Source organism: Achromobacter sp. 1L-A-4-B-C2 (assembly GCF_057291955.1).
This window is the reverse complement of record NZ_JBXAWP010000002.1, coordinates 939,380-953,096: the sequence shown is the minus strand read 5'-3', so window position 1 is coordinate 953,096 and position 13,717 is coordinate 939,380. Positions and strand designations below refer to the sequence as shown.

Genomic DNA, 13,717 nt, shown 5'->3' with positions numbered 1-13,717 from the left:
ATGCGTCACATCGCGCAATTCAGCCTTGCCGCCTTGCTCATCGCAAGCCAAATCGGACCGGCGATCAGCACGGCCCATGCTCAACAAACGGACAACCGTGTCAGCTTGAATTTCGTCGACACCGACATCCCCGCCGTGTTGCGCGCGCTGTCGTTGTTCACGCAGCGCAACTTCCTGGTGGACCCTCGCGTCAAGGGCAAACTGACGCTGGTGTCGGACCGACCCGTGGATAGCGGACAGGCGCTGGCCATGCTGACCGGTGCGCTACGACTGCAAGGCTTTGCAATCGTGGATGTGGACGGCGTGACGCGCGTGGTGCCCGAAGCCGACGCCAAGCTGCAAGGCAGCGCGGTGGTGGGCAACACGCCGCCGACCCAGGCGCGGCAAGCTCAGGCGCGTCCCGCGCAGGCGGCATCAGGCGCGCCGGCCGGCAACGCCGCGCGTGGCCCGGTGCCGGTGTCCGCGTTCGCCAAGGGCTCGAGCAGCAGCGGCGAGATGCTGACGCGCGTGTTCCCGCTGAAGTACGAAAACGCCGCCAACCTGGTGCCGGTGCTGCGCCCCATGGTGCCGCCGAATAACCCGATCAACGCGTACCCGGGCAACAACACCCTGGTAGTCACCGACTACGCCGACAACCTGGAACGCATCGCGCAAGTCATCGCGCGCATCGACGTGCCCAGCTCCATCGACACCGATGTGGTGCCGGTGCAGTCCGGCATTGCCACCGACATCGCCATCCTGGCCTCGCAATTGCTGGACACGCAAAGCAGCGACCCCACGCAACGCATCGCCGTGGTGGCCGACCCGCGCAGCAACAGCGTGCTGGTGCGCTCGGGCAGTCCGGCGCGCACGCGGCTGGCGCGCGACCTGATCCTGAAGCTGGACGCGCAGCAAAACCGCGCGGGCAATCTGCACGTGGTCTACATGCGCAACGCGCAGGCCACGCGCATCGCCGAAGTGTTGGGCGGCTTGCTGACCGGACAGGCGAACGCGGCGCCCGGCGCCTCGGGCGGCGCGGCAAGCAGCAACACGGGCGGCGCGCAGAACGGCGCGCGGGCGCAAAACACGTCTGCCGGCAACGTGCCGGCGGGGCAGGGCATGGGGGCAATGTCGGGCTCGTCCAAGGGTGGCTTGTCGGGCGAGCAAGAGCGCATCGCGCGGGAAGACAACAGCTCGCAAGCGGTGTCGTATTCGGCCGGCGGCGCCACCATCCAGGCCGACCCGGCCACCAATTCGCTGATCATCTCCGCGCCGGAACCGCTGTACCGCAGCCTGCGTGAAGTCATCGACCAGCTGGACCAACGTCGCGCGCAAGTGCTGGTGGAAAGCCTGATCGTTGAAGTCAGCGAACAAAAGGCCGCTGAATTCGGCATTCAGTGGATGACGGGCGCGGGCAACATCAACAGCAACGGCACCAGCTTTATCGGCGGCACCAACCTGGGCGGCAGCGGCATCACGGGCACCGGGCCCACGTCGATCGACGCCCTGGGCAGCGGCCTGAGCCTGGGGGTGGTCAAGGGCACGGTGGACGTGTTGGGCAACCAGGTCATCAACCTGGGCGTGCTGGCTCGTGCCATGCAGAACACGGGCGAAGCCAACATCCTGTCCACGCCGAACCTGCTGACGCTGGACAACCAGTCGGCCAGCATCCTGGTGGGCAAGACCGTGCCGTTTGTGACCGGCCAATATGTCACGTCGGGCAGCAACGGCAGTTCGAATCCGTTCCAGACCATCGAACGCGAAGACGTGGGTTTGAAGCTGAACATCCGCCCGCAGATTTCGGAAGGCGGCGCGGTCAAGCTGGACATCTACCAGGAAGTCAGCAGCATCGACGAAAGCCGCTCGAACGCCACGACGGGCATCGTGACCAACAAGCGCGCCATCGACACCAGCGTGCTGATCGACGATGGCCAGATCATCGTGCTGGGCGGCTTGCTGGAAGACAACGTGACGTTGACGTCCAACAGCGTGCCCGGCCTGGGCTCGCTGCCGGTGATCGGTTCGCTGTTCCGCTACGACACGCGCAAGCGCACCAAGACCAACCTGATGGTGTTCCTGCGCCCCTACGTGGTGCGCGACGCCAACCGCAGCGCCAGCGTCACGATGGACCGCTACGACTACATGCGCCGCGCACAGGGTTCGGCGCAACCGGGCCAGCACTGGGCGCTGCCCGATATGCAGGCGCCGATGTTGCCGCCGCCGGGCTCGGCGCCGTCGGTGTCGAACAACGCCTATGACCTGCGCCCCGACCAGCAGGCCGACACGCTGCGCCGCCCGCCACCCACCACGGTGCAGTCGTTTGCCGTGCGGCAGTATCCCGGCGCGAACCCCACGCGCGATGCCGCGCGCCCGATCCGCGTGTCCGGCGCGCTGATGCACAGCGTGGCGGTGGACCCCGAGTCGCTGCTATGAGCGCGCACCCCTTGCCCTATGCCTGGGCACGGGCGCAGCGCGCCGTGCTGTCGCTGCGCGCGGGGCAGGCGCAGCTGACCGTCAGCCCGCGCACGCCGGAATGGGCGGTGCGCGAGATACGCCGTTGCCATGGCGAGGTGGCGCTGGCGCAGGTGGATGACGAGGCGCTGGAAACGTTGTTGACGGCGGCTTACAGCCATTCGGAGGATGCCGCGTCCGTCATGGGCGTGGCCGAAAACGAGATCGATCTGGACCGCCTGTTGCAGGACATGCCCGAAGTGGCCGACCTGCTGGAAGCGCAGGACGATGCGCCGGTGATCCGCATGATCAACGCGCTGTTCGCCCAGGCCGCGCGCGATGGCGCCAGCGATATCCACATCGAACCCTTCGAGACGCACTCGGTGGTGCGGTATCGCGTGGACGGCACGTTGCGCGACGTGGTGTCGCCGCGCAAGGCGCTGCACGCGGCGTTGATTTCGCGTATCAAGATCATGGCGCACCTGGATATTGCCGAAAAGCGCTTGCCGCAAGACGGGCGCATCGCGCTGCGCGTGGGCGGCCGGCCGATTGACGTGCGGGTGTCGACCTTGCCCACGGGCCACGGCGAACGCGCGGTGCTGCGCCTGTTGGACAAAGAGGCGGGGCGCTTGCAGCTGGAACGCCTGGGCATGTGCCCCGATGTGCTGACGCAGCTGGACCGCTTGATCCGGCAGCCGCACGGCATCGTGCTGGTGACGGGGCCGACGGGCAGCGGCAAGACCACCACGCTGTATGCGGCATTGAGCCGCCTGGATTCGGCCACCAGCAATATCCTGACGGTGGAAGACCCTATCGAATACGACTTGTCGGGCATCAGCCAGACGCAGGTGAACGCCAAGATCGACATGAGCTTCGCGCTGGCGCTGCGCGCCATCTTGCGCCAGGACCCGGACGTGATCATGATCGGCGAAATCCGCGACCTGGAAACCGCGCAGATCGCGGTGCAGGCGTCGTTGACCGGTCACCTGGTGTTGGCGACGCTGCACACCAACGACGCGGTCTCGGCCGTGACGCGGCTGACGGACATGGGCGTGGAACCCTTTCTGCTGGCTTCGTCGCTGCTGGGAGTGCTGGCGCAGCGGCTGGTGCGCAAGCTGTGTCCGGAATGCAAGAAGCCGTCGATGCAGGATGGCGTGCGCGTGTTTCACCCTGTGGGTTGCCCGACGTGCAATCACACGGGTTACAGCGGCCGTTCCGGCATCCACGAACTGTTCACGGTGGACGATGACGCGCGCCGTTTGATCCACGAAGGCCGCGACGAACGCGAATTGCGCCAGGCCGCCATGGCCTCGGGCATGCGGACGATGCGGCAAGACGGCCAGCGTTGGGTCGACAGCGGCCAGACGTCGCCCGAGGAAATCGTGCGGGTGACGCGCGACGCTTGATGGCGCCTTTTGCTTTTTGCTTTTTGCTTTTTGCCTTTTGCTTTTTGTTTTTTGCTATTTACCCGTGCTGAAGACGACCGTATCGCCGGAACGGCGGCCCAGGGTGGACATCAGGCCGTCCAGCGCGGCGCGCTGAGCGTCGGTGGCCCCGGGCGCGTACGTCGCCTTGCCATCGAAGCGCACCCCGCGTGGGCCGGCCGTGCCCTGGCCCGTTACCGTCAATAGCCCGCTCTCGGTCGTCAGCGCCAATGTAGCGCCAGACTTTCCCGCGCCTTGCAGACGCAACAGGTAGGTGCCCACGGGGGTGATGGAGGTCAGCGCGGTGCCGGCGTTGCGCCAGCGCAGGTCCGCGATATTGCCCGCGGGCAAATCCCCGCCCAGGCGCAGCGCTTGCCAATTGATCTCCAGCATGCCGTCGGGCGCCAGCGTGTTCCAGGGCGCACCCAGCGCGGGCAACACCGTGGCCGGTACACGCAGGGATTGCGCGGGCAATGACACCCCGGCCCAACCGACGCGCGCGCGCAGCGGGCCTTGCAACCATGGGTGCGTGATGTCCAACGCCATCGCATCCCAGCGCCACTGCCATTGCACGGGTTGCGGCAACACGCGCTGCGACCCCGGTGGCCCCAGCGCCACCCACGCGCTGCCTTGCCACAACGTACCGCTGGCATCCGCGAGCGAAACCAGGGAGTCATCCGGCTGCATCGCCAACAGCAAACGTGCCGGCAGCACGCTTGCGGCGGCCGCCAGGAAACACACGCCGCCGGCCAGCCACAGGCCGGCAGTCCGCTTGTTGAAAGGGATGCGCGCCATCAGCGGGCACCCGGCATGGCAAATGAAAGGATCGGCATCAGTGGCTTGCCCCCGCATCGGCGGTGGTTAACGTGATGTGGCCATTGACCAGGCCCGGCAGTGGGCGGCCATTGGGATTGGTCGCACGCGTCAATTCCACTTGCTGTGTTTGCAGGCCCCAATCGCGCGCGGCGCCATCCAGCCAGCGCAGCAGCGCGGACGAGGGCGCCTGGTTCAACGTCAAGCGCACGCCCTTGCCGGATTCGGGCTGGCCTAGCGACCACATCGCCGCCGGCAGCGCCGCGCCTTCCAGGCTGGCGCTTATTTCGGCGGGCGTGGGGGCAACGGCGACCGGCGTGGCCGAGCGTTGCCGCAGGGCGCGGGCTTGCATCGTCAAGTCGGCCACGGTCGCGGCCTGGCCGCGCAGCGCGGGCAGCTCGGCTTGCAGCTTGCGCACGGTTTTCAGGGGCGGTTCGATCAGCGTGACGAAGATCACGGCGACGCCGACGAGCGCGCCCGCGACAGTGACCAGCCGTCGCTCGCGCGGCGCCAGCGCCTGGTAGCGCTGGCGCGCGCGGGTCAGCGTGGGGTCGACGGTTTTGCGCAACGTCCCGGCGGCGGTTTGCCAATGGCGATGCAGGCGTTCAATGGCGGTCATGGTTGTTTGCGCGTGATGCGCCAGGTGTTATCGGTGTCGCCGCGTTCCAGCTTCAGGCCCAGGGCCGCGGCTTGCTGGATCAGCGCGGGCGTTTCGGAGACGCGCTGCGCGTCGGCACCCGCGTCGGCCAGTTGCAGGGTCAGCGCTTGATCGGCGTACGTCAGCCGCGCGACTTTGTCGGCGGCAAAGGGCAGCGTTTGGGCGGCGGCGCGTGCCAGGGGCAGAAAGTCCCCCGCGCTGGCCGCGCCGCGATTGGCTTGCAGCGCGTCCAGGCCTTGCTGCGCCTGCCGCGCCGGGTCCAGCACGACGGGCAGGTCCGGAAAGGCGGCCAGCACCTGTTGACGCATGCCCGCCGTCAGCGCGTCGGCTTCCGCGCTGAGCCGCGAGGCGTAAAGATTCAATCCCGCAATCCAGACCACCGCCGCCGCCGCGCCCCAGCGCCACACGGGCCGCCAGCGCGACGCGCGCACGGGCGCCAGGCGCGGCATGGCCAACGACCACGAGGGCGACGGCGCGAGCCAACGCGGGTCGGCCGGATCGCGCAAGGGCGTGGCGGATAGATCGGCGTCGAAGGCGGAAGAAGGGGGGGAGGAAGGGGCCGAGGACAGGGTCGAGGAAAGCGGGGCGGACGGCTCTGAGGACGGACCGGCCGCTGTCGTATCCAGCGTCTGCGGTGCAATCAGCGCGTCGACACGCAGGCCGTGCGTGCTCAACAACGCCCACGCGCGTCGTACCGGCTCGCGCGGCGACCACGCCAGTGCCACGCTGCCATCCGCGGCGCGCGGGCTGAAGCCGATGGCCAGCGCCTCCAGGTCGCTAAGCACCAGGGGTTCCAGCGCGCCGTGCACGGCGGCGGCAAAGCGCGCACGCGGCACCGCCGGAATGCGGATGGTGGTGGCGATGACGTCGCGCGGGTGCAGCACGGCTTCGCACACCGCGTTGGGATAGGCGTTGCCCAGCGCGTGCAAGGGCAGTTCGCCCTGCTGCGCGCAGCGCCCGCGCCGGTCGAACCAGGCATAGGGCAGCGGCGAATCCGCGCTGAATTCGTCCAGAGGGGCAAGCGCAATGCGCAAGGCGTTTTTCAAGGGGTTTCTCTTGTCCATATCGTGTCGGGCGCAGCGGGCGGGGCGCTGCGCACCAAGGCTTGCATGGCGACTCGGGCGCGTTCGTAGACGACGGTGCCGCTGGCCAGGAACCAGCCGCTGGCCGTGGTGACGGTGGGGGCGGGCGCGTCCACGCCGGTGCCGGCAAGACGGTTGCCAAAGTCGCCCGCGTTGTTGAACCAGTTGCCGCGATCCCGCTCGCCCGCCAGCGCGCGCGCCTGCCCCAGCGAAAGGCCGGGCACCAACGCCGCGATGACCTCGGCGGGCGCGGTATTGACATTGACGCTGGTGGCGATGGGCAGCACGGTCATGGTGCGGCGCATCTCGTCGCGCACCGTCGGTTCCAGGCCCAGCTGCGCGGCGATGTCATCCACGCCACGCGGCAGCGGCGCGCGCGCGTCCGGCGCGGTGGCGGGTTGGCCGTTGGGGGCGGACGGCGCATCGGCGGGCAGGGCGGGCGGCTGCGCCATGGCAATGATGTCGATGATGCGCGGCGCCAGCGTATCGGGCAGTTGCTGCGCGGCCAGCAGCCGGCGCAACACCTTTTCCTGCTCGGGTTGCGGCACGCCATTGCGCGCCAGGTTGCTCAGGTTGTACTTGCCCTGTTCATCTTGCACGCGCCCCGAGAACACGGCGACGCGATCGTCTCCCGGCCGCTCGATGCGCGTGTCCAGGATCGGCGTGGCCCAGATCTGGTCGCCGCGCGTCGTGGCTTCGCGCTTGCCGTGATCGCGGATGACCAGGCGCGCCCAGTCGATGCCGCCCGCCAGCATGACGCGCGCCTGCACGCGCGCCATTTCGTTTTCCACGCGCCGCGTGCTGGCCGTCTGGCGCTGGAACAGGCTGGTGGTCAAGGCGGCAACAATGGCAACGATGATCAGCGCGCTGATCACCGCGGCGCCCTGTTGCTGCGTGCGCGGGCCGCGTGGGCGGGCAACTTGCTGCGTGTGGCGGCGGCGCATCATGGCAGCTCCAGGATGCGCGTGTAGCGTTGCGGCTGGCCGGGCGCGCCGCGTTCCAGCGCGATTTCGATGCCGGTGGGCGGCGCGCCGAAGCTGGCGTTGGCGTTGGCCCAGCCCACGCCGGGTACCCAGGCGCGCAGGCTCAATGTCTTGACGCCAGGCAGCAGCAGCACGCCATTGACGGCGGCGGGTAGCGGGCTGCGCGGCGCGGGCGGGCCGCTGACGCGCCACAAGCCGTCGGTGCGCACCTGCCACTGCACGCGTTGCCACAGGCCGTTGCCGTCCGGGTCGGGGCGCAGCAGTTCCAGCGTCTGGCCGCCCTGGTTTTGGCGCAGCAGGCGCACGCCGCTGGTCAGCGTGACGGCGTCCTTGCCTGCTGCGTCAAAGCCGGGGCCGGAATAAGACAGTTCCACATCGCGCGCCATCTGCCCCAGCGTGCGGACGATGGCGTCGGTGTCTTCGGCTTGCTGCTCGATCCAGTCGCGCGCGCTGGACACGCTGGCCAGCCCGCGCCAGGCCATCAGGCTGACCAGCGCCATCAGCGCCAACGCGACCAGCACTTCGATCAGCGTAAAGCCCGCCTGGCGGGCGGCGCGGGAAACGGGGCGTTGCATCGTCATCGCAGGCTGGACAGCAGGCCGTCCAATTGCAGCAGCACGGCGTCCGGGCGGGCGGAGCTGGCGTCGTGGACATTGACCGACACCTGGCGGAAGCTGCGGTTCATGGAATTGGTAAAGACCAGCTCGCACTGCAACGCGCGCCCGCCTTGCGGGCAGGGCACGGTTTGCGAGCCGGCGCGCGGCAGGCTTTGTTCCAGCCGCAATTGGGTCAAGGCATTCTGCGCGGCCAGCAGGGCCAGCGTTTTGTCCTGCAAGGCGCGGTTGTTGGCCGTCATGACGCCCGTGGCGCGCAGCGCGGCGGCCATCGCCACGGCGATGATGGCCAGCGCCACCAAGACCTCGATCAGCGTAAAGCCGCGTTCACGGCGCGCGCGGGGGGGGATGGCGCGGGGCATATCGAGGGCGGCGGCGGCCTCTGGCGAGCCGCCCGTATCCGGCAAGGCGTCCCCGTCCGTGGGAACGTCCACGTCGCATCGTTCGCCCTCGCGGCGGGAAAATCTAGTGGATTTCATAACGGCCGGCGGCGTCGCGTTGCAGGGTGACCGTGGCATCGCCCGCGTGCAGCGTCAGGGTGATCGGATCCGCGACCCATTCGGTGTTGAACACCAACGGGCGATCGGGCGTCAGCCGCAGTTGCACGGCACCCGCGCGCCAGGTTTGCGGGCGCAGCATGTCGTCGCCTTCCAGGCGATCCACCGGCACGACCACGTTTTCCTGGGCGCTGGGGCCGGGTGGGCGGCCCGCGCGTTCAAACGACCAGCCGGTGTTGCCGGCCAACCAGCGGATGGACCGGCCATCGCTGCGTGCCTCGCTCTGCGCCACGGTGAACGCGTCCGCCAGCCGCTGCGCATCGGTGCGCAGGCCGTTGTCGCGCTTGCCAATCGACAAGCTGACCATGCTGGCCGCGATGGCCACGATCACCAGCACCACCAGCACCTCGACCAGCGTGAAGCCGCGTTCAGAGTTCCCAGGAACCAATGTCGGCATCGCCGCTTTCCCCGCCGGGCTTGTTGTCGGCGCCAAACGAGAACACGTCGATGTCGCCCTTGACGCCCGGGCTCAGGTATTGATACGGATGGCCCCAAGGGTCATTGGGCAGCTTGTCCAGATAGCCGCGCCAGTTCGACGCGCCATCCGGTTTTTCAGCCAGCGCGCGCAGGCCCTGCGCCGTGCTCGGATAGCGGCCGTTGTCCAGCCGGTACAGCTTCAACGCCTGCATGATGCCCGCAATATCCTGCCGCGCCGCCACCTGGCGCGCCTGGTCCGGGCGATCCAGCACACGCGGCACAATCAGGGCCGCCAGGATCCCCATGATCACAATCACCACCATGATCTCGATCAGGGTGAAACCTTGCTGACGGGCAAGCCCGCGCGGTAACTGACGCACTTTACGACTCCGGTCTTCTAGTAGAAGCCCGGGATTGTGGATATGAAATATGACAGTAATGCTTGCGTTGGCGTGGCGGCGGCAAAAACCCCGGGCATTGCGGCTTCCCACAACTGGTGGCGGCTTCGGCTTTGTGTCTATACTTTCCGAATGTCTTGCTTCGGGTCGCAAGACGCCGATAAAAGGGAAGCGCTCATGCGGTCCATCATTTCTCATAGCGGCTTGGTCGCCTTCATTGTCGAGGGCGCCAGGGCCGACAGCAGCCGTTCGCTGCACTTGCTGCGCGCTATCGAAGACACCGTGGCCAGCAACGAAGTGCTGGCCAATACCTTTGAAGCCATTTCAAGAAACGCCGCCGATGTTGCCTACGCCATCTGCCGTGCGCCCGCAAACGAACGGCAGCCCCTGGATCCTGATGGCGCATTCCAGGCGGCGTTTGACGAAACGCTGGATGTGGTGGCGGAGCTAGGCCGCACACTGGAGGAAAAGCGCCTGGCCGCCTCGCTGGATCGTCAACTTCGTGACAGCGATGGGGTGGTGGAGTCATTCGTCAAGGCAATCATTCAGGTCAAGGATGCCTTTTCCCATTTGCACGACTTGAAATGGGCCGTGATGGAAAATGACGCCGACGCGGCGGCGGTGATCACGGGCGGGCCCCAGGACGACGTCGAGGCGTTCCTCAAGTCCTTGGGTCAATAGATTTGGCGGCCATACTGATCAGGGCGCTGTCCAGAAAAGAGACTTTCGACCGTGACTTTCGCCGGGCTCCTGTTGAAATCCAGAATGCCGCAAAGAACGCCATTCGCGATTTGATGCGTTGCCCGCAACCTAGCAAGCTGAGAATGCACTCGATCACCGGCTGCTTTGACCCGCGCATCCTGAAAATAGACGTGCTGGCCAACAAGTCCTGGCAAATCACATTTGAAATGGACGGTTCCGTGGCGATTCTGCGGCGGTTGGGCACACACCGGAATATTGATCGAAGCCCTTGAATGGGCCCGATAGTGTCATCGCCATCAGCGGCGGGAATCGGTGCAAGCCTCTCGCCTGCTACCATGGCCCTTCTACAAGGAGCGGTAATGGCTACAAAAGAGAAGTCTTCGACTGGTTTGGCAGCGTTGGTTGAAAAGGCGCTTCAACAGAAGAAGCTGGCTGCCGCCACGCAAAAGCCGACGGGATCTTCCCTGTCGAACATGGCGGGACGCAAGCAGATGGGGCGTCCCGCAGGCCGTAAGCGCTGATCGGCGGGCGCGGTAAGGACGCGCCAGCGGGTCTGCAACCCCGCATCATTCTTTTCCCTGCGTAATGCCCGCTGGCGCCGCCAACGCGGCGGGCGTTGCCAGGCGATTCAATCTTCCCCCTTGCTCGACCGTCAAGGCGTCTACTGCGATATCGCGCAGCACGATGCCTGGCGCCACTTCGGCGCCGGCGCGCCACGCCAGTGGCGGGCCACCATCCACACTAAGCACCGCCGCCCCATCCGGGCCGGCCGCGATCAGGCCCAGCACGCTGATCTGCGTGCGCATCACTTCATCTTTGCCAAACCATAGCGCCACCGGCGTGTTGTCGGCCGCGCGCGGCGGGGCCGCGGACACGGCGGGCGGCAGCGCGCCCGGACGCGGGGCCAGCAAGATTGACGCCCACACCCCCAAGCCGGCGGCCAATGCTAGCACGGCAATCACGCGCAGCGTGGCGGGGGCGGAGGGCAGGGTGGGGCGAAACGACAGAGGCATGGCGAACAGGAAACGGTTGGGCGGTTAGGCGGTGGAACGGATAAGCGATGGAACGGTGAAGCGGGGTAGCGGTGATGCGGTGATGCGGCGATGCGGTAATGCGGTAATGCGGCAATGCGGCGATGCGGTAATGCGGCAATGCGGTAATGCGGCAATGCGGCGATGCGGCGATGCGGCGATGCGGCGAATCGGTGCAGCAACGCGCCTGACTATAGCGGCGCTTCGTGACAATCGCGCGATGCCGAAGAGGCTGTGTCGATTCAGCTTGCGTACAGCTTTCTGTCATTGTGATTACACGCCGCCTATCTAGCATGCGGGCACCGCTCGGCGTCAATGGCCGGGCATTCATCCGATCCAATGGGAACCCGCATGCAAGACACGAATCAAGCCAATCGCCGCCGACTCCTGAAGATGCTGGGAGGCGCGCCGATGCTGCCGATTGGCGGCGTCAGCATGGCTGCGTTGCTGGCCGGCTGTAATTCCAGCGACGATGATGACGATGACGCCACGGGCAATCCGCAGCCCAATCCCGGCCCCGGCACGCAGCAGCCCGCACCGGTGACGTTCACGTCGGCATCGTTCACGCCGATGGCCGCGCCCACGCTGGCCAACCCCGAACTGATGGCGCGCACGACCGTCAGCTCCGCCATGGCGCTGACGTTCAGCGATGGCTCCAAGCGGACCGTGCAGCTGGGCTACGAACCGTTCTTCATTACCGGCGACACGGTGCCCGACGGCAAGGGCGGCACTGCCGTCGCCGGTGGCTATTTCAACCTGGCCGGCGCGCCCATCATGGACAACTCGGTGCCCGCCCGCGCGCGCCAGTTTTTCTCGAACTGCCCCGACGGCACCTCGCTGCTGGCCTTGTCCGCGCCCACCACGGTGCCGGGCGTGGCGGGCAACGCCGTGTACGCGGTGGTGCAGTTTGAATACCAGTCGATGGACCAGGCCGGCAACGACATGTACGGCTTGCTGCCGTCGCCCATCGCCGTGCTGACGCTGTCGCAAGACCCGAATACGGGCAAGCTCAGCCTGGTGAAGTACAGCAACGTGGACACCTCGTCGGTGCATGGCCTGTGGATCACCTGCGGCGCCAGCCTGTCGCCGTGGGGCACGCATCTGTCCAGCGAAGAATACGAGCCTGACGCGACCACGGCGCGCACGACGGCCTCGTTCCAGGCCTACAGCAACAACGTGTATGGCGACCCCAACAAGGCCAACCCGTACCACTACGGCCACCTGCCGGAAGTAACGGTGCACCCGGATGGCACCGGCACGATCAAGAAGCACTACTGCATGGGCCGCATCTCGCACGAGCTGGTGCAGATGATGCCGGACCAGCGCACCGCGCTGATGGGCGACGACGCCACCAACGGCGGCCTGTTCATGTTCGTGGCCGACCGCGCGGCGGATCTGTCGGCCGGTACGTTGTACGTGGCGCAATGGACGCAGACGTCGGGCACGGGCCCGGGCGCCGGCACGTTGAAGTGGATCAAGCTGGGTCATGCGACCAGCGCCGAGGTCAAGGAACTGGCCGACCAGCTCACGGCCGCCGACATCATGGACGTGCGCACGACGGACCCGGCCGACGCCTCGTTCACCAAGATCCGCTACAGCGGCAAGGACAACTGGGTCAAGCTGCAACCCGGCCGCCGCCAGGCCGCCGCGTTCCTGGAAACGCACCGCTATGCGGCGCTGGTGGGCGGCACGCTCGCCTTCACGAAGATGGAAGGCACCACCGTCAACGCCAAGGACAAGATCGCGTACAGCGCGATGTCGCGCATTGAATCGTCGATGATCGACGGCAAGGTGCCGGGCTTGAAGGTGGAAGCGAACTCGGCCGGCGCGGTGTACCAGCTGCATCTGCAAGCGGGTCAGGCCGATACCGACGGCGGCGCCATCGACAGCGAATGGGTGCCGGTGGACATGGCGGCCGTGCCGGAACTGATCGGCAAGCCGCTGGCCACGCCCGACGCGCTGGGCAACACGCACAACGCCGACTTCATCTCGAACCCCGATAACCTGAAGTTTTCGGAAAAGCTGCGCACGCTGTTCGTGGGCGAGGACAGCGGCGGCCACGTCAACAACTTCATGTGGGCCTACAACATCGACACCAAGGCCTTGTCGCGGTTGCTGTCGTGCCCGGTCGCGGCGGAATCCACCGGTTTGCAGGCGGTGGACGAGATCAACGGCTGGACCTACATCACCAGCAACTTCCAGCACGCGGCCGACTGGGGCAGCGTGCACGCGGTGGTGCGCCCGACGCTGGAGCCGCTGGTCAAGGCCAACTACAAGGACGGCTTTGGCGCGGCGGTGGGCTACCTGACCGGCGTGAAGATCGGCGCGTAAGCGCCAGGCGCAACGCAACCGCCAATAGCCCGCACGCCGGGGCGCGGCATCGCCCATCGGGATGCCGCGCGGTGTAAGGGAAGACATAAGGGACCGGCTAGCCGGTCCCTTATGCATTGTGGGTATCGGCAATCATTTCACAGGTGTAACGCCGACCATGTCCGCGCCGGCTCGCTCCTACACTCGGCGGCGTCAGGCTTGCCTGATGCAGTTGATGCGTCTTCCGGCATGCGCTGCCAGGCGTGATTGCGTTTGCGGTGGCGTTGCGGTGGCGTTG

Annotated in this window: 15 protein-coding genes; 6 read left to right on the top strand and 9 right to left on the bottom strand. The window is 67.0% G+C overall.

From position 1 onward, the window contains the following. Positions 1-2,412, top strand: coding sequence for a type II secretion system secretin GspD (gspD, locus tag AC0Z35_RS11725; RefSeq protein ID WP_485132012.1), 2,412 nt, complete (start codon positions 1-3; stop codon positions 2,410-2,412). Further along, positions 2,409-3,836, top strand: coding sequence for a type II secretion system ATPase GspE (gene gspE / locus AC0Z35_RS11720; protein WP_046804603.1), 1,428 nt, complete (start codon positions 2,409-2,411; stop codon positions 3,834-3,836). The genes gspD and gspE overlap by 4 nt, the downstream gene beginning before the upstream one ends. Before the next feature lie 54 nt (positions 3,837-3,890). On the opposite strand, the gene gspN is transcribed toward gspE, so the two are convergent. From gspN to gspG, 8 genes are all read right to left on the bottom strand, one after another. Next, positions 3,891-4,649 carry a type II secretion system protein N gene (gene gspN / locus AC0Z35_RS11715; RefSeq protein ID WP_485132011.1) on the bottom strand — a complete coding sequence of 253 codons (759 nt, stop codon included), beginning with the start codon at positions 4,647-4,649 and terminating at the stop codon, positions 3,891-3,893. A 37-nt stretch (positions 4,650-4,686) separates the two neighbouring features. Continuing rightward, complete coding sequence (gene gspM / locus AC0Z35_RS11710) at positions 4,687-5,286, bottom strand: type II secretion system protein GspM (protein WP_219992216.1); 600 nt, start codon at positions 5,284-5,286, stop codon at positions 4,687-4,689. Further along, positions 5,283-6,371 carry a type II secretion system protein GspL gene (gspL, locus tag AC0Z35_RS11705; protein ID WP_485132010.1) on the bottom strand — a complete coding sequence of 363 codons (1,089 nt, stop codon included), beginning with the start codon at positions 6,369-6,371 and terminating at the stop codon, positions 5,283-5,285. The genes gspM and gspL overlap by 4 nt, the downstream gene beginning before the upstream one ends. Continuing rightward, positions 6,368-7,354, bottom strand: coding sequence for a type II secretion system minor pseudopilin GspK (gene gspK, locus AC0Z35_RS11700; RefSeq protein WP_255594058.1), 987 nt, complete (start codon positions 7,352-7,354; stop codon positions 6,368-6,370). The genes gspL and gspK overlap by 4 nt, the downstream gene beginning before the upstream one ends. Continuing rightward, positions 7,351-7,971, bottom strand: coding sequence for a prepilin-type N-terminal cleavage/methylation domain-containing protein (locus tag AC0Z35_RS11695; RefSeq protein ID WP_319305760.1), 621 nt, complete (start codon positions 7,969-7,971; stop codon positions 7,351-7,353). Before AC0Z35_RS11695 ends, gspK begins: the two co-directional genes overlap by 4 nt. Then, on the bottom strand, positions 7,968-8,366 hold the full coding sequence (gene gspI / locus AC0Z35_RS11690) for a type II secretion system minor pseudopilin GspI (RefSeq protein ID WP_485132139.1): 399 nt from the start codon (positions 8,364-8,366) through the stop codon (positions 7,968-7,970). Before gspI ends, AC0Z35_RS11695 begins: the two co-directional genes overlap by 4 nt. Positions 8,367-8,469: 103 nt before the next feature. Next, positions 8,470-8,958 carry a type II secretion system minor pseudopilin GspH gene (gspH, locus tag AC0Z35_RS11685; protein WP_046804608.1) on the bottom strand — a complete coding sequence of 163 codons (489 nt, stop codon included), beginning with the start codon at positions 8,956-8,958 and terminating at the stop codon, positions 8,470-8,472. Then, entirely contained in the window at positions 8,930-9,358 is a 429-nt protein-coding gene (gene gspG / locus AC0Z35_RS11680; protein WP_046804609.1) for a type II secretion system major pseudopilin GspG, read from the bottom strand. Before gspG ends, gspH begins: the two co-directional genes overlap by 29 nt. A gap of 42 nt (positions 9,359-9,400) precedes the next feature. On the opposite strand from gspG, the gene AC0Z35_RS11675 reads away from it, so the two are divergent. The 3 genes from AC0Z35_RS11675 (at position 9,401) to AC0Z35_RS11665 (ending at position 10,599) form a co-directional block, all read left to right on the top strand. Continuing rightward, positions 9,401-10,057, top strand: coding sequence for a hypothetical protein (locus AC0Z35_RS11675; protein ID WP_485132009.1), 657 nt, complete (start codon positions 9,401-9,403; stop codon positions 10,055-10,057). Between the two features lie 2 nt (positions 10,058-10,059). Further along, positions 10,060-10,350 (top strand): hypothetical protein, encoded by a 291-nt coding sequence (locus tag AC0Z35_RS11670; RefSeq protein ID WP_219992220.1) that lies wholly within the window; start codon positions 10,060-10,062, stop codon positions 10,348-10,350. 87 nt (positions 10,351-10,437) lie between these two features. Beyond that, a complete protein-coding gene (locus tag AC0Z35_RS11665) occupies positions 10,438-10,599 on the top strand; it encodes a hypothetical protein (protein WP_006218955.1) in 162 nt (53 codons plus the stop codon). A gap of 45 nt (positions 10,600-10,644) precedes the next feature. Here AC0Z35_RS11665 and AC0Z35_RS11660 read toward each other — a convergent pair whose 3' ends face one another. Next, complete coding sequence (locus AC0Z35_RS11660) at positions 10,645-11,091, bottom strand: hypothetical protein (protein WP_485132008.1); 447 nt, start codon at positions 11,089-11,091, stop codon at positions 10,645-10,647. A 369-nt stretch (positions 11,092-11,460) separates the two neighbouring features. Between AC0Z35_RS11660 and AC0Z35_RS11655 the strand changes: the two genes are divergently transcribed. After that, entirely contained in the window at positions 11,461-13,440 is a 1,980-nt protein-coding gene (locus AC0Z35_RS11655; RefSeq protein WP_485132007.1) for a PhoX family protein, read from the top strand. The last annotated feature ends 277 nt before the right edge of the window (positions 13,441-13,717 follow it).